The sequence below is a fragment of the Paracidovorax sp. genome (genome assembly GCF_057642795.1).
Genome location: NZ_JBXYZY010000044.1, coordinates 137,077 through 151,583 on the forward strand (window position 1 = coordinate 137,077; position 14,507 = coordinate 151,583).

General features: G+C 68.5%; 14 protein-coding genes. 8 read left to right on the top strand and 6 right to left on the bottom strand.

Annotated elements, in window-relative coordinates; translation table 11 throughout:
- Positions 1-13: 13 nt before the first annotated feature.
- Both coxB and AC3A84_RS18055 read right to left on the bottom strand, forming a co-directional pair.
- A complete protein-coding gene (gene coxB / locus AC3A84_RS18050; protein WP_487971399.1) occupies positions 14-1,183 on the bottom strand; it encodes a cytochrome c oxidase subunit II in 1,170 nt (389 codons plus the stop codon).
- Positions 1,184-1,742: 559 nt separating this feature from the next.
- The gene (locus tag AC3A84_RS18055; protein WP_487971400.1) at positions 1,743-2,654 is read right to left on the bottom strand and encodes a class I SAM-dependent methyltransferase; all 912 of its coding nucleotides are present in this window, start codon (positions 2,652-2,654) and stop codon (positions 1,743-1,745) included.
- A gap of 70 nt (positions 2,655-2,724) precedes the next feature.
- Here AC3A84_RS18055 and AC3A84_RS18060 point away from each other — a divergent pair, with 70 nt between their 5' ends.
- The 5 genes from AC3A84_RS18060 to AC3A84_RS18080 all read left to right on the top strand — a co-directional run bounded on the left by AC3A84_RS18060 (position 2,725) and on the right by AC3A84_RS18080 (position 6,888).
- Complete coding sequence (locus AC3A84_RS18060) at positions 2,725-3,456, top strand: phosphoribosyltransferase family protein (protein ID WP_487971401.1); 732 nt, start codon at positions 2,725-2,727, stop codon at positions 3,454-3,456.
- A 71-nt stretch (positions 3,457-3,527) separates the two neighbouring features.
- Positions 3,528-4,016, top strand: coding sequence for a tRNA (cytidine(34)-2'-O)-methyltransferase (locus AC3A84_RS18065; RefSeq protein ID WP_343592720.1), 489 nt, complete (start codon positions 3,528-3,530; stop codon positions 4,014-4,016).
- Between the two features lie 242 nt (positions 4,017-4,258).
- Complete coding sequence (gstA, locus tag AC3A84_RS18070) at positions 4,259-4,894, top strand: glutathione transferase GstA (RefSeq protein ID WP_487971402.1); 636 nt, start codon at positions 4,259-4,261, stop codon at positions 4,892-4,894.
- Between the two features lie 19 nt (positions 4,895-4,913).
- A complete protein-coding gene (locus AC3A84_RS18075; protein WP_487971403.1) occupies positions 4,914-5,879 on the top strand; it encodes a Bug family tripartite tricarboxylate transporter substrate binding protein in 966 nt (321 codons plus the stop codon).
- A gap of 16 nt (positions 5,880-5,895) precedes the next feature.
- A complete protein-coding gene (locus tag AC3A84_RS18080) occupies positions 5,896-6,888 on the top strand; it encodes a Bug family tripartite tricarboxylate transporter substrate binding protein (RefSeq protein WP_487971404.1) in 993 nt (330 codons plus the stop codon).
- Between the two features lie 45 nt (positions 6,889-6,933).
- Here AC3A84_RS18080 and AC3A84_RS18085 read toward each other — a convergent pair whose 3' ends face one another.
- The 3 genes from AC3A84_RS18085 to AC3A84_RS18095 all read right to left on the bottom strand — a co-directional run bounded on the left by AC3A84_RS18085 (position 6,934) and on the right by AC3A84_RS18095 (position 8,908).
- Entirely contained in the window at positions 6,934-7,398 is a 465-nt protein-coding gene (locus tag AC3A84_RS18085; RefSeq protein WP_487971405.1) for a MaoC family dehydratase, read from the bottom strand.
- 86 nt (positions 7,399-7,484) lie between these two features.
- Entirely contained in the window at positions 7,485-8,105 is a 621-nt protein-coding gene (locus AC3A84_RS18090) for a nucleotide-binding protein (protein ID WP_487971406.1), read from the bottom strand.
- A 155-nt stretch (positions 8,106-8,260) separates the two neighbouring features.
- The gene (locus AC3A84_RS18095) at positions 8,261-8,908 is read right to left on the bottom strand and encodes a LysE family transporter (RefSeq protein WP_487971407.1); all 648 of its coding nucleotides are present in this window, start codon (positions 8,906-8,908) and stop codon (positions 8,261-8,263) included.
- Positions 8,909-9,171: 263 nt separating this feature from the next.
- On the opposite strand from AC3A84_RS18095, the gene kefC reads away from it, so the two are divergent.
- The 3 genes from kefC to AC3A84_RS18110 all read left to right on the top strand — a co-directional run bounded on the left by kefC (position 9,172) and on the right by AC3A84_RS18110 (position 13,993).
- Entirely contained in the window at positions 9,172-11,058 is a 1,887-nt protein-coding gene (gene kefC / locus AC3A84_RS18100) for a glutathione-regulated potassium-efflux system protein KefC (RefSeq protein WP_487971408.1), read from the top strand.
- A gap of 99 nt (positions 11,059-11,157) precedes the next feature.
- Positions 11,158-13,332 carry a TonB-dependent siderophore receptor gene (locus tag AC3A84_RS18105; RefSeq protein ID WP_487971409.1) on the top strand — a complete coding sequence of 725 codons (2,175 nt, stop codon included), beginning with the start codon at positions 11,158-11,160 and terminating at the stop codon, positions 13,330-13,332.
- Between the two features lie 118 nt (positions 13,333-13,450).
- The gene (locus AC3A84_RS18110) at positions 13,451-13,993 is read left to right on the top strand and encodes a cytochrome b (RefSeq protein ID WP_487971410.1); all 543 of its coding nucleotides are present in this window, start codon (positions 13,451-13,453) and stop codon (positions 13,991-13,993) included.
- 21 nt (positions 13,994-14,014) lie between these two features.
- Here AC3A84_RS18110 and AC3A84_RS18115 read toward each other — a convergent pair whose 3' ends face one another.
- The gene (locus AC3A84_RS18115; RefSeq protein WP_092938917.1) at positions 14,015-14,473 is read right to left on the bottom strand and encodes a MarR family winged helix-turn-helix transcriptional regulator; all 459 of its coding nucleotides are present in this window, start codon (positions 14,471-14,473) and stop codon (positions 14,015-14,017) included.
- Positions 14,474-14,507 lie beyond the last annotated feature (34 nt).

Below are 14,507 nucleotides of genomic sequence, written 5' to 3' on the forward strand. Positions count from 1 at the left end.
CGGCTGCCGGGCTTCACTTGCCGCGCTGGGCCAGGACTTCGGAAGGCTGCACCAGCTGGCCTGTCTTGTTGGACCAGGCGTTCTTGGTATAGGTGGCGACGGCCGCGAGGTCGGTGTCGCTCAACTGCGCCCAGGACGGCATGGCGCCTCCGGCCGCGCCCTTGAGCAGGATCTGGATCTGCTTGGCGTGGTCTTCGTCCTTCACGATGGCGGAGCCGTCAAGCGGCTTGATGGGGCCCGCGCCCTTGCCGTTGGGCTGGTGACAGGCCGCGCAGTTGGCGGTGTAGACCTTCTCGCCGCGCGGCAGCATGGCCTCCAGCGCCCAGACCTTGTTCGGGTCGTCGGCCTTGGCGGCAGCCTTCTTCTTCTCGGCGGTCACCCACTGGGTGTAGTCCTCGGCGGACACCACCTTGACGTGGATCGGCATGTAGGCGTGCTCCTTGCCGCAGAGCTCGGCGCACTGGCCGTAGTAGTCGCCCACCTGCTCGGCGCGGAACCAGGTGTCGCGCACGAAGCCGGGAATCGCGTCCTGCTTGATGCCGAAGGCCGGCACGGCGAAGGAGTGGATCACGTCATTGGCGGTGGTGATGACGCGCACCTTGCGGCCCACCGGCACCACCAGCGGATGATCCACCCGCAGCAGGTAGTCGGCCGGGGCGTTGGCGAGGTTGCCGCTGTCGGACATCTGGCGCTGGCCCACGTCGAGCGTCGAGATGTAGGCCAGCCCCTCGCCTTCGCCGCTCAGGTAGTCGTAGCCCCACTTCCACTGGTAGCCGGTGACCTTGATGGTCAGGTCGGCATTGGTGGTGTCCTTCTGCGCCACCAGCACCTTGGTGGCAGGCAGGGCCATCAGGATGACGATGATGAAGGGCACGACCGTCCAGGCAACCTCGACGGTGACGGATTCATGGAAGTTGGCGGGCTTGGCGCCGCGCGACTTGCGGTGCTTCCAGATCGAATAGAACATCACCGCAAACACGCCCACGAAGATCACCGTGCAGATGATGAGCATCATCCAGTGCAGGTAATGCTGCTCCTGCGCGATGCGGGTGACGGGCGGCGCCAGATTCAGCTGGCGCACGGCTGGGCCACCGGGCAGGTCCTGCACCGCATGGGCGGCAGTGCCTACCCAGGCCCCGGACCACAGCAGCAAAGAAGCCAGCGTGTTGGAAATGCTCTTCATAGTTCTCACTTAACTTCCTGCCTCGATTTGGGGACCCGTCCCTCGCGGCGCCTGCGTGGGGTCAGGCGGCCGGCAAGGCCCTGCAAAAATCTCTTGCCAAACGGCCGATGCGCGCCACCGGGCAGCGCCACCGACACGCCATGGCGGCCCATCGGCCCGGCTTGTCTCCATCCGTTGGCAAGCATGCCCACGCCAGCGGGTGAATGCAATACGCAATAGCCCGAAACATGGGCACGGGGGCGACGCGAAGGGAAAGCACGGGGGCGCGGCATCGCCGGCAAGAGGGGAAAGCCGTTCCAGCAAAGCGCCCGACAGGCCCCGCGGGCGCTACAAACCGAAGGCATGAACGAACGACGGCCCACCGAAGCTTCGTCCACCGGCACCATCGCCCCGGCCCGCCGCGCGCACGTTGACGGGCGTTGGGCGCACAAAGACCGAAATTGTAGCCCGACCTGCCAAAATACGCGGCCTTCCCGGCACAGCGCGTTCAGCCGTTCAGCCGTTCAGCCGTTCAGCCGTTCAGCCGTTCAGCCGTTCAGCCGTTCAGCCGTTCAGCCGTTCAGCCCTGAGAGGCTGCCCGGCCGCTATGCAGCATGGCGCGCATGTCCTGCAGCGACACGGCGCTGCTCTCGCTCACCCGCATGCGGGGTGCCGGCTTGAAGGCGTGGCCGTAGATGATCTCGAAGGTCAACGCCAGCTGGCCATCGGGACTGGTGCGGCCCAGCTGGTCGGCCAGTGCCTGCGCCAGCCGCTCGCGCCAGGCGCGGCCGCGCAGGCCGGCAAACCGCTGTGGATGCAGATTGCAGCCCAGCTCGCGCAGCTCCTGCAGCAGTCGCTGCGGGGTGGCGAAGGTCAGCGTGACCCTCTCCATGTCCATCACCGGCTCGGCGAAGCCGGTCTGCACCAGCATGTCGCCCCAGTCGTGCATGTCGGTCATGGCGTGTCCCGCGGGCGGCCAACCCAGCGCGGCATAGACGCCGTGCAGCTCGCGCACCGTGTCGGGGCCCAGGCAGGAGAACATCAGGTAGCCGTCCACCGCCAGAGCGCGGTGCCAGCGGGCGATCAGCGCCTGCGGGTCCGCTGCCATGTGCAGCGCCATGTTGGACCAGAGCAACTGCACACTGCCATCCGCCGGAATGCCGAAGCGCGGCGCCCCGCCCGTCCAGCGCGCCGGGTTCCACCACGGCGGCGCGAAATGCGCCTGTGCACGCGCCTGGGCAGCCGGTGACGAGGTTTCGGCGATGTGGCGCTGTGCCTGCGGGTAGCGCTGGCGCACCCGTTCATGGCCCTCCAGCCCGCCGCGCAGCGGGTCCCAGTCGCACCAGGCGGCAGGCGCCTGCCGGATCCACTGCAGGCGGTCGTCCATGCGCCGCGCGATCTCCTCGTGCAGCCAGGGAGAAGACGCCGGAGCGGCGGCATGCCAGCGGGCGGCGGCGACCGGGTCGATGGTGGGCGGCAGGGAATTGGACATACGTAAGAAGCGGGCAGGAACGGCACGGCCACGCAGCGTGGCGGACAAGGGCCGCGAGTATATTGAGCCCATGCCTGCGACGCAGTCCCAAGGGAAATCGACCACCTGGCGCCAGCGGCTGGCCGCTGCCCTCTCGCAGCGCGTGCCCAGCCAATGCGCGGTGTGCCACGCCTGGCCGGCCGAGCGCGTCTGCGTCTCCTGCGTGGAACGCTTCACGGCGCGGGTCGCGCGGTGCCGCACCTGCGCCATCCCGTTGCCGCAGGGCGTTGCGCAGTGCGGAGACTGCCTGAGCCACCCGCAGGCGATCGATGCGTGCCTTGCCGCTGTGGACTACGGCTACCCCTGGGCCGACGTACTGGCCGAATTCAAGTTCCAGAGCGATCCCGGCTGGGCCGCGCCGCTGGCCGAACGGATGCGGGCGGCCCCGGGCGTACCTGAGGCATTGGCCGCGGCCGACTGGCTGCTGCCCATCCCCCTCTCGGACGAGCGCCTGCGCGAGCGGGGCTTCAATCAGTCGCTACTGCTGGCGCGGCAGCTGGATGCGCGCCGCACCCGGGGCGACTGGCTGCTGCGCCTGCGCGCCACGGAAACGCAGAGCCGCCTGACCCGCGACCAGCGCCTGCGCAATCTGCGCGGCGCCTTCGCGCTGGAGCCACTGGCCGCCGCGCAGATCGCCGGCCGCCGCGTGGTGCTGGTGGACGATGTGATGACCACCGGTGCCACGCTGCAGACCGCGGCGGCCGTGGTGGGCGAAGCCGGCGCCGCGCACATCACGGCGCTGATACTGGCACGCACGGCCTGACACGCGGGGCGCGCCGCTGGCGTTCGCCAGCAAGGCAGACAGACGGGTGCATACCGCAGGACAATGGCAGCATGTTCCATATCGTCCTGGTCGAACCCGAAATCCCGCCCAACACAGGCAACGTCATCCGCCTGGCGGCGAACACCGGCTGCACGCTGCATCTGGTCGAGCCGCTGGGTTTCTCGATGGAGGATCGCCTGATGCGCCGCGCCGGGCTGGACTACCACGAGTACGCCGACGTGCGCCGCCACGCCGGCTGGACCGCACTGCTGCGCGACGAGCAGCCCGACGCATCACGCATGTTCGCCATGACCACGCACGGCTCGCAATCGGTGTACGACACCGGCTTTCGGCCCGGCGACTGGCTGGTGTTCGGCGCCGAAACGCGCGGCCTACCCCCAGAACTACGCGAGACCTTTCCGCCAGCCCAGCGTCTGCGTTTGCCCATGGTGCCGGGCCAGCGCAGCCTGAACCTGTCGAACGCGGTGGCGGTGACGGTGTTCGAAGCCTGGCGGCAGAACAGCTTTCTCCAGCCATCCGCCGCTGAAGGCGGCGACTGAGCCGCTCAAGACAGACAGCAGCTCTTGCGGCATCCACGCCGCAATGGCTCGCGCCCTGCAGGCGCACGCCTGCTCGCAGCCACGCGAAGCCTCCCCTCTTCCCGCTCAGCTCCCCGCAACCACGAAAGCCTCAGCCCACCGGCTCGGCTCTTCTGCGCCCCCGTGGAATCGCCCTTTTAATTTGCCAATTTCTCGAATAGCATAAATAAAGCAATTTAAAGCAGGCGAAAGGCGGGCAATTCATGAAGCTTTATCACGAAGTGCGTGGCTGCTCCCTCGCCGTGGATATCGTGGCGCGCGAGCTCGGCCATCCGCTCCAGCTGGAATGGGTCGATATGAAGACGAAGCGGCTGCAGGATGGCTCCGACTATCTGCGCATCAACGCCAAGGGCACCGTTCCCACGCTGGAGCTGCCCGATGGCCAGCACCTGAGCGAAGGCAGCGTGATCACCCAGTACCTGGCCGACCAGTACCCCGGCAACACGCTGCTGCCGGCCGCCGGGCTGGCGCGCTACCGCGTGCTGGAGTGGATGAGCTTCATCGCGGCGGACCTGCACAAGGGTGGGTTCATGCCGCTCTTCAAGGCTGTCACCCCTCCGGAATACAAGGCGATCGCGCGGAGCTATCTCCACGCCCGGCTGAGCTGGCTGGACAGCCAGCTGCAAGGCCGCGACTTCCTCACCGGGGAGACCTTCAGCATCGCCGACGCGCACTGCTACACCATCGCGATGTGGACGCGGGCCCATGCCATCGACACCGGAGGCTGGCCGCATCTCGAGGCCTACCTGGAGCGTTGCGGCCAACGCGCGAGCGTCCGCGCTGCCGAAGCCACGGCGGCGGCGCAGGGCTCGCGCGAACGATCGGCGGCAGTGGGCTGAACACCGGCAGGCCACCACCATGATCGCCCTTCGGCGCCTGCTGCTCGCAGGCCTGGCCATGCTCCCCGCCATCGTTCTGGCCGGGGCCTACCCGGACACCACCATCCGCCTCGTGGTGGCCTTCCCGCCCGGCGGCGGCACCGATGGCGCAGCCCGCCTGGTCGCGGAAAAGCTGGCCGCCGAACTGAGCCAGGCCGTCGTAGTCGAGAACCGCGCTGGCGCCGGCGGCGTGATCGGCGCGCAGTCGGTGGCCCGTGCCCGGCCGGATGGCTACACCCTGCTCTTCGGCACCGGGGCCGAACTGCTGGTCAATCCGGCGACCCGCAAGACCGCACCCTATGAGGTGCTGCGCGACTTCGTGCCGATCGCGGAGGTCGGCCGTGTCGCCTTCGCGCTGGTGACTCCTGCAGCCTCGGCCACCCGCAGCCTGCCCGAACTCATCGCTGCGGCCAAGGCACGGCCTGGCGCGCTCAATTACGCATCCTTCGGCATCGGCTCCACCAACCACCTCATCAGCGAGTTGTTCCTCCGCGCGACTGGAATACAGGCCACGCACGTGCCCTTCCAGGGCAGCCAGCAGGCCATGGCCTCGCTGCTGGCGGGGGACATGGACTTTGCCTTTGACACCGCAGCCGTGGTGCTGCCGCAGATCCGCGCCGGCAAGCTGCGCGCCCTGGCCACCCCCTCACCCCATCGGCTGCCCTTGTTACCGGACGTGCCCACCCTGCAGGAGCTGGGCTACGACGGCCTGGTCACGGAAGGCTGGATGGGCGTGTTCGCCCCCGCGGGCACGCCTGCGGACATCGTCAAGACGGTGGCCACGGCCCTGGACAAGGTGCTGCGCGCGCCCGATCTGCAAGCCCGGCTGGACGGACGTGGCGTCGCCGTGAGCGCGGCCGATGGTCCGCAGTTCGCTCGCAAGCTGCAGGACGAACTGGGAACCTGGCGGCGCGTGGCACGCCAGGCCAACGTGTCGCTGGATTGACGGACAGGAAACCCCCATGCCCATTGAAACCCACCGCATTTCCCGCCGCGATGCACTCGGCCTGCTGTCGGCACTGGCCATGGCAGCTGCGGGGCCCGTACGGGCCGCCACATGGGCGGAGCGCCCCGTGAGCCTTGTCGTGCCTTTCGCCGCCGGCGGCGGCACGGACACCTTGGCGCGGCTGATTGCGCAGCGGCTGCAGGGTCCGCTGGGCACGCCCGTGGTGATCGACAACCGTCCGGGCGCGAACGGCCTGATCGCCGCGCGCAACGTATTGCAGCAGCCTGCGGATGGCCACACGCTGATGTTCGGCAGCAATTCCACCCACGTCATCGCGCCGCTGGCATCCCGGCAGCCCGTGGCGCCGGGCAAGTCGATGCAGGACAGCTTCTCCATCGTCAGCGTGGTGGCCAATGCGCCGCTGGTGCTCGCCGTGCGCGCCTCCAGTTCCGCTCAGGATCTTGCGACCTTCCTGCGCGAGGCCGGGCAGAAAACGCTCAGCTACGGCAGCTTCGGCCCCGGCTCCTCGGCCCACGTGATGGGCGAGACGCTGGCGGAGTCGGCCGGCGTGCAACTGCTGCATGTCCCCTACAAGGGCTCCGCGCCCGCCCTCACCGATCTGCTGGGAGGCCAGGTGGATGCGGTATTTCTCACCGTCGCAGCGGTCGAGGGCATGGTGGCGTCAGGAGTCGTGCGGCCCCTGGCGATCACCGGGGAACGGCGCCTTCCCACCATGCCCGCCGTGCCCACCTTCGGGGAGCTGGGAGTTCGGGACATGGGCAACGCCGGCTGGTTCGCTGTGTTCGCGCCTGCCGGCACGCCCGCCACGGCGATCTCCTCGCTGGCAAAAGCCCTGCGCGACATCGTGGCGGATGCGCCAGTGCAGGCCCGCATGGTGGCGCTGGGGCTGGAGCCCGTACTGAGCACGCCGGAGCAGGCACTGGCCATCTGGCGCCGCTCGCTGTCGCTCGCCGCGCCCATTGTCCAGCGTGCGCACATCGTGCTCTGAGCCTCTGCCGGCGAGGATCGCCAGGAGGCGCCGAACGCGCAGCGGCTACGGCGCAGCGCCGTAGCTGCGCGTGAGCGACTCGGCGATGCACACTGGCTTGTCGCCGCCTTCGCGCTCCAGCGTGGCCAGCCAGGTCATCTGCACACCGCCGGGTTCGGCGGGTTCCAGGGCCTGCAGCGTGAGGCGCGCCCGCACCCGGCTGCCGGCCGGCACGGGGGCGGTGAAGCGCACCCGGTTGAGGCCGTAGTTCACGCCCATCTGCGCGCCGACGATGGTGAAGGCCTCTTCGAAGAAACGCGGCAGCAGCGACAGCGTGAGAAAGCCGTGCGCGATCGTGGTGCCGAAGGGGCCCTTGGCGGCGCGCTCCGGGTCCACGTGGATCCACTGATGGTCGCCGGTGGCGCGGGCGAACAGGTCGATCTGCTCCTGGGTCACGGTGATCCAGCCGGTCACGGCCACTTCCTGGCCCACGCAGGCCGCCAGTTCGGCATAGCTTTGGAAGGTCTTCATACAGCCACTCTAGCGCCGGGGCGCTGCATGGGGCTGTCGGGCGGGCGACAACGGGCGCAATGCCTCGCGCGGCGCCTGGGAAAGTTTCAGGCCGCGTCCAGCCAATCGCACAACGGCTGCCACTGCTCCAGGTCGCGCGCCACGCGGCCCGGGGCCACGTCGAAGAGCGTCAGCCCCTGCGCCGCCAGGTGGATGTAGTTCTGCGTGTCGCGCACGTAGCCCAGCACAGGCAGGTCCAGGCCCTGCACGAATTCCTGCAGGCGTTCGGCTGCCACGGTGCGCGCATCCACCCGCATGCCGACGAGGCCGATCTGCACGCGGCCAGCATGCCGGCTGCTGGCCAGGTCGTCGAGGAATTCGCGCGTGGCGAAGATGTCGAAGACGCTGGGCTGCAGCGGCACGATGACCTTGTCGGCCATCTTGAGCACGTCCTTCAGGCGCCAGCCATGCAGGCCGGCGGGCGTGTCGAGCACCGCGTGCGTGGCGCCATTCGGCGGGCGGGTGATGAGGTCGGAAGCCAGGTCCCAGACGCCGATGGGCCGGGCCTGCGGTGGCCGCTGGCCCAGCCACAGATGGGCCGAGCGCTGGCGGTCCAGGTCGCCCAGCACCACGCTGTGGCCCTGGCTGGCGAAATAGCCGGCGATGTTGGTGGACAGCGTGGACTTGCCCACGCCACCCTTGGGATTGGCGACTACGACCACTGGCATGCAGGACTCCTCGGCAGGTTGTCGGTGCGGGAAAGCGGGTTGCAGTGGCGATGGTAGCGCGGGCCGGCGGACGCGCCACCGCCATCGAGGCGCATCCGGCCCTGACCCGCATTTGGCCTGGGCAATTAGCTATCCAAAAGATAGCACCCAACGATTCATCCGTGCTGCGCGCCGCGCTTGACGAAGAATAGCCCCGCCCCCACGGCCATCAGCAGGCCGCCGAACACCCGGTTCTGCGTGCGGGCCGCGCGCGGGCTGCGCATGAGCCGGCGCAGCGCGCTGGCGCTGGCGGCATAGCCGTGCATGACGGCCAGATCGACCGAGACAGTGGTGGCCGCCATCACCAGCAGCTGAAGCCAGAGCGGCCGGGCATCGGTCATGAACTGGGGCAGCACTGCCACCATGAAGATGATGCCCTTGGGGTTGGTGGCGTTGGTGAGAAAGCCGGTCAACACCCGGCGCTGCCAAGGGCCGGCACCGGCCGGGGCGGCCTGCGCATCCTCTTGCAGCGCGGCGGCGCCGGCGGAGCGCCACTGGTTGAAGCCCAGATAGATCAGATAGCAGGCACCCAGCGCCTTGACCACGCTGAAGGCCATCTCGGAGGCGATCAGCAGCGAGCCCACGCCCGCGCCGGCGACCACCAGGATCAGCACCAGCCCCAGCTGCAGGCCGGCAATGGTGGCGCTGGCCTTGCGCACGCCGAACGAAAGGCCGTGGCTCATTGCCAGCACGGCGCCGGAGCCCGGCGAGATGGCGATCAGGCACGACGCGGCGAGGAAGGCCATCCAGGTATGCAGGTCCATGGGAGAAAGCAGGAGAGCGAGAAGAAAAGGAAAAGGGCGCTGCGGCGCGCACGGCCGCCAGGCGCGCCGGCTCAGCCGGCGCCCGGCCAGACAGCCGATTCTAGAAGCCGCACCGCCCCACATCACCGCTGATTGCATGCAGAATAAGGCGGCAGCGCTTGTTCCGCATACGCATGCCGCTACATATTGCATAGCAACCGCGGCCCGCCTCCATGCGATGCTGCGCCCTTCCCCCCCCCCGCTCGCAGCCACCTCACCGCCCCATGCAACACGCCCCCACCTGGCTCACCTACGGATTCCTCTATCTGGCCGCTGCCGTGGTGGCCGTGCCCATCGCCCGCGCGCTGGGCCTGGGCGCCATCATCGGCTACCTGGCCGCGGGCATCGCCATCGGCCCCTGGGGGCTGGGCGCGGTCAGCAACGTGCAGGACATCCTGCACTTCGCCGAATTCGGCGTGGTGCTGATGCTGTTCCTGGTCGGCCTGGAGCTGCAGCCCAGCCGGCTCTGGAGCATGCGCCGGCCCATCTTCGGGCTGGGCACGGCGCAGGTGCTGGCCTGCGCGGCCCTGCTCTGGCTGGCGGCCTGGGCGTGCGGCGTGCCGTGGATCACCGCGCTGGTGGCGGCGCTGGGGCTGGCGCTCTCGTCCACCGCCATCGCGCTGCAGACGCTGGCCGAGCGCAACCTGATGCGCACCGACAGCGGGCAGAAGGCGTTCTCCATCCTGCTCTTCCAGGACGTGGCGGCCATCCCCATCCTGGCGCTGCTGCCGCTGCTGGGCGCGGCAGCGCTGGGGGCCGGAGGGGATGCGGCAGCCGCGCACCATTCGCCCGCCCACGTGGCACTGGAGGCGGCCAAGATCGTCGGCGTGGTGGCCGGTATCGTGCTGGGCGGGCGGCTGGCGCTCCGGCCGCTGCTGCGCTGGATCGCTCGCAGCAACACGCCCGAGATCTTTACCGCCGCCTCGCTGCTGCTGGTGGTGGGCATCGCCTACCTGATGGTGCTGGTGGGCCTGTCGATGGCGCTGGGCGCCTTCCTCGCCGGCGTGCTGCTGGCCGACAGCGAATACCGGCGCGAGCTGGAGGCCGACATCGAGCCCTTCAAGGGCCTGCTGCTGGGCCTCTTCTTCATGGCCGTGGGCATGTCGATCGACTTCGGCGTGCTGATGCGCTCGCCCGGGCTGATGGTGCTGGTGCTGGTGGGCTTTCTGGCCATCAAGGCCGTGGTGATCTACACGCTGGCCCGCGTCACCGGCACGCCCTACCAGGAGCGGCCGGTGTTCACTCTGCTGCTGGCCCAGGGCGGCGAATTCGCCTTCGTCGTCTTCCAGGCCGCGGCCACGGCAGGCGCACTGCCGTCCGAGACCGCCTCGCTGCTGATCGGCGCAGTGGCGCTGTCCATGCTGCTGTCGCCGCTCTTGCTGGTGCTGATGGACCGGGTGCTGCTGCGCCGCTACGCCACGCTCAAGACCGAGGTGCCGGCCGAGGCCGAGATCTCCGAGCCGCAGCAGGCGCCAGTCATCATCGCGGGCTTCGGCCGCTACGGTCAGATCGTGGCCCGCACCATGCTCACGCAGGACATCGCCACCACCGTGCTGGACCACAGCGTGGAGATGCTGGAAGTGGCCCACACCTTCGGCTACCGCGTCTTCTACGGCGACGCCACGCGGCTGGAACTGCTGCGCATCGCCGGTGCCGCGCAGGCGCGCATCCTGGTGGTGGCGGTGGACGACGTCGAGCAGTCGGTCAAGATCGCCGCGCTGGCGCGCTCGCACTTCCCGCAGCTCACCGTGGTGGCGCGGGCGCGCAACCTGGCGCACTGGAACGCGCTGCGCGACCTGGGCGTGGAGCATGTCGAGCGCGAGCTGTTCGAGTCCAGCCTGAAGACCGCGCGCACGGTGCTGGAGCTGATGGGCGTGCCCGCGCAAGACGCGCTGCATGTGGCCGACCGCTTCCGCGCCCACAACACCGACCTGGCCAATCGCATGTATCCGCACCACAAGAACCGCGAGAAATTCATCGCCGTGGCGCGCCAGGGCCGGCAGCAATTGCTCGAACAGATGGCCAAGGAACGGGCCGAAGCCAAGGCCCGCGCCACACAGGAACACGGAATCGAGGAAGGAATTCACCGTAATGCAAATAATTCTCAATAGAATTCAACACGTGCCACGACCTTCCACGTAGCCGCATGCCTGGCTGCGTGCGGTGTCAGGAGCGGATGGCGCTCCCGTTTCCACCGCACGCATCCATCCATGCCTTCCACCCACTCTTTCTCTTCGTTCGCCCGTACGGCGCTCTTCAGCGTTCAATCCACCCCCCGCCGCCCTGGCACTGCTGCTGCCCGCTGGGCACTGACCCCGTTGGCTGTATGCCTTGCGCAGGCGGCGCTGGCACAGCAGCCCCCCCAGCCCGGACACACTGCGCCACAGCTGCAGGAAGTGCGCATCAATGCCAGCACCGAGAAGGACGTGGGCTTTGCCGCCATCGAAGCCCAGACCGCTGGCAAGGCGCCGATGCGCCGGCTGGAAACGCCGCAGTCCATCAGCGTGGTCACGCGCGAACAGATGGAGTCGCGCCAGATCACCAACCTGCAGCAGGCGTTGCAGACCGTGGCCGGCGTGAGCCCCGTCAACTACGGCCGGCGCGGCTTCGACGACGTCAATCTCCGGGGCTTCCGCTCCACCGAATCCATCCTCATCGACGGCCTGGTGCAGACCACCAGCATGTGGACGCGGCTGAACCCCTATGGATACGAGCGCTTTGAGGTGCTCAAGGGCGCCGCCTCGGTGCTCTACGGCCAGGTGCAGCCCGGCGGGATCGTCAACGCCATCAGCAAGCGCCCCAAGCGCGACGCCTTGAGCGAAGTGGGCGTGGAAGTGGGCAGCTACGGCCTGCGCACGCTGCAGGCCGACCTGAATCGCCCGCTCAACGAATCGGGCAAGGCCGCGTTCCGCATCAACGCCCAAGTGTCCAACAGCGACGATCCGACCGACTTCGTCTATCGCCGCGACCGCTGGATCGCGCCGTCACTGTCGCTGGACCTGGGGCCGCAGACTGACCTGGTGCTGTTCGCCACCTACAGCCAGAGCAACTGGCTGCGCCAGCAAGGCGTGACGCCCTACGGCACCGTGCTGCCCAACCGCAACGGCGCGGTGCGGACCACGCTCTTCACGGGCGACCCGGGCTTCGGCGGCTACGACATCGAGACCAAATCGCTGGGTTATGCGCTGGAGCACCGGTTCTCGCCCGCGCTCACGCTGCGCCAGAACCTGCGCTACGAAACCGAGAGCGGCACCGGCAATCTGGTCGCCAACGCCGCGCTGCAGGCCAACCAGCGCCTGCAGAACCGCACCGCCACGCGCCAGTACATGGACGACGACATGCTGGCCACCGACACCTCGCTGCTGGCCCAGTTCGCCGCGCTGGGCGTGCAGCACCGGCTGGTGACGGGCCTGGACGCTCGCACCGGCAAGACCTGGCTGGGCCGCCGCAACTGCCGCATCGGCGCGCTGGACCTGTTCAACCCCGTCTATGGCATGACGGCCACCTGCCCCACGGGCTACTCCAACGATGCACCGGAGCGGCTCACCGTGGCGGGCCTCTACGCGCAGGACCAGATCAAGTTCGCCCCGCAATGGACGGCGCTGGTGGGCCTGCGCCGCGACTGGTCCAGAAACCGGATAGACGACCACGTGGCGCAGCAGCGAACCGTGCAGCGGGACGCCGCCACCACGCTCTCGGCCGGCCTGGTGCATGAATTCAAGCCCGGCTGGGCGGCCTACGTGAGCTACGGCGAATCCTTTCTGCCCGTGGACGGAACCACGGCGGACGGCAGGCCGTTCGCCCCCGAAACCGGCAAGCAGTGGGAAACCGGCCTGAAGTACGAGGCACTCGAACATGGCGTGACGGGCTCGCTCGCGCTCTTCGATCTCCGTCGCCGCAACGTGACCGTGAACGACCCCGTCAACAGCGGCTTCAAGATCGCCACCGGCGAGCAGCGCTCGCGCGGGTTGGAACTGGAAGTGGGCGCTGACCTTCGGCACAACCTGAAACTCACGGGCTCCTACACCTACATGGACGCCAAAGTCACGCAGGACACCGACCTCACCCTGGTGGGCCGGCCGGCGCTGCCCACGCCGCGCCACACGCTGGCGCTCTGGGCCACCTACAAGCTGCCGCAAATGCCGCAGGTCACGCTGGGCGCTGGCGGACGCTACGTGAGCGAGCAGCGCACCAGCTATTCCTTCAACCTGCCCGCCTACACCGTGGTGGATCTCTCGGTGGGCTACACCGGCTCCAACTACCGCATCATGGCCGGCGTCAAGAACGTGTTCGACCGGGCCTACTACGATGGCGCGATCAACGCCAACGTGATCTCGCCCTCGATGCCGCGCAACTTCAGCCTGGGCCTGACGTACTTCTTCTGACCCGGAGGCGCCATCGCCTGACGCAGCGCAAAGAGGTGGTGCGCGAGAAATGGCAAACTCGCGTGCTCCAGCGGCGGGCCCGTCCCCCTGCCCGCCGCCACGCCACAGGAGCCCCCCGATGCCTGCCCACTCCAACAACAAATACTCGGCCACGCTACGCACGCTGCACTGGTCCATGTTCGCGCTCGTCGCGCTGGCCTACGCCACCATCAACCTGCGCGGCGCGTTCGAGCGGGGCAGCGAGCCGCGCCTGCTGATGCTGGAATCGCACTTCCTGCTGGGCATGCTGGTGCTGCTGCTGGTGGCACCTCGCCTGCTGGCGCGCTGGCACTCGCCGAAGCCGCCCATCACGCCGCCGGTCTCCGACCCGATGCGCATCGGCTCCCAGATCGGCCACGCGCTGCTCTATGGCTTCCTCTTCGCGCAGCCGCTGCTGGGCATGGCCTGCCGCCTGCTGGGCGGGCGCGGCATCGCCCTGCCCTTCACCGAGGCCGTCATTCCCTGGCCCATCGAATGGGTCAACAAGGAATGGTCCGGCGCGCTGGAAGAGGCCCATGAATGGATGGGCACGGCCTTCTACTGGGTGATCGGCCTGCACATCGCAGCAGCGCTCTGGCACGCGTTCATGCGCCGCGACAACACGCTGCGGCGCATGTGGTGACCAATCACTGCGCGGGCCCGCTCATTCGCCCTCGTCGCTCTCCAGCATCTTGCGCAGCAGGAAATCGAGCGCCAGGCGCTCGGCAGGGTTGAGCCGACCGTAGGTGCTCTGGGTGATCTTGCGGGCGAACGGCTGCATCTTGCGCACGAGATGGCGCCCCTCGCTGGTCAGCTCGATCACCACTTTGCGCCGATCCACACGGTCGTGGTCCACGCTGATAAGGCCGCGCTGTTTGAGCCGATCGACCACGCCCCGGATGGTGGCCTGATCGATCACCGTCGCCTTGACCACCTCTGCCAGGGAGCTGCTGCCCTGGTCGTGCAGCGAGCACAGCACCACGAACTGCGCTGCCGTCAGTTGGGAGTCCGGGATGTACTCCTGGAACAACGCCGTATGCCGCTGATAGACGCGGCGAAGCAAGTGCCCCACCTGTTCGGAGAACACATAACCCTCTTCCTGGCTATCGGTCTTGTTTGGCATGCAGCCATTGTAGGTAGCGCCCATGGCGAAGCTC

Coding starts and splice junctions, on each gene's coding strand:
- AC3A84_RS18110 (WP_487971410.1), top strand. CDS start 13,451: ATGCCTGCCCACTCCAACAACAAATACTCGGCCACGCTACGCACGCTG.
- AC3A84_RS18080 (WP_487971404.1), top strand. CDS start 5,896: ATGCCCATTGAAACCCACCGCATTTCCCGCCGCGATGCACTCGGCCTG.
- AC3A84_RS18105 (WP_487971409.1), top strand. CDS start 11,158: ATGCCTTCCACCCACTCTTTCTCTTCGTTCGCCCGTACGGCGCTCTTC.
- AC3A84_RS18085 (WP_487971405.1), bottom strand. CDS start 7,398: ATGAAGACCTTCCAAAGCTATGCCGAACTGGCGGCCTGCGTGGGCCAG.
- coxB (WP_487971399.1), bottom strand. CDS start 1,183: ATGAAGAGCATTTCCAACACGCTGGCTTCTTTGCTGCTGTGGTCCGGG.
- AC3A84_RS18060 (WP_487971401.1), top strand. CDS start 2,725: ATGCCTGCGACGCAGTCCCAAGGGAAATCGACCACCTGGCGCCAGCGG.
- kefC (WP_487971408.1), top strand. CDS start 9,172: ATGCAACACGCCCCCACCTGGCTCACCTACGGATTCCTCTATCTGGCC.
- gstA (WP_487971402.1), top strand. CDS start 4,259: ATGAAGCTTTATCACGAAGTGCGTGGCTGCTCCCTCGCCGTGGATATC.
- AC3A84_RS18090 (WP_487971406.1), bottom strand. CDS start 8,105: ATGCCAGTGGTCGTAGTCGCCAATCCCAAGGGTGGCGTGGGCAAGTCC.
- AC3A84_RS18095 (WP_487971407.1), bottom strand. CDS start 8,908: ATGGACCTGCATACCTGGATGGCCTTCCTCGCCGCGTCGTGCCTGATC.
- AC3A84_RS18055 (WP_487971400.1), bottom strand. CDS start 2,654: ATGTCCAATTCCCTGCCGCCCACCATCGACCCGGTCGCCGCCGCCCGC.
- AC3A84_RS18075 (WP_487971403.1), top strand. CDS start 4,914: ATGATCGCCCTTCGGCGCCTGCTGCTCGCAGGCCTGGCCATGCTCCCC.
- AC3A84_RS18115 (WP_092938917.1), bottom strand. CDS start 14,473: ATGCCAAACAAGACCGATAGCCAGGAAGAGGGTTATGTGTTCTCCGAA.
- AC3A84_RS18065 (WP_343592720.1), top strand. CDS start 3,528: ATGTTCCATATCGTCCTGGTCGAACCCGAAATCCCGCCCAACACAGGC.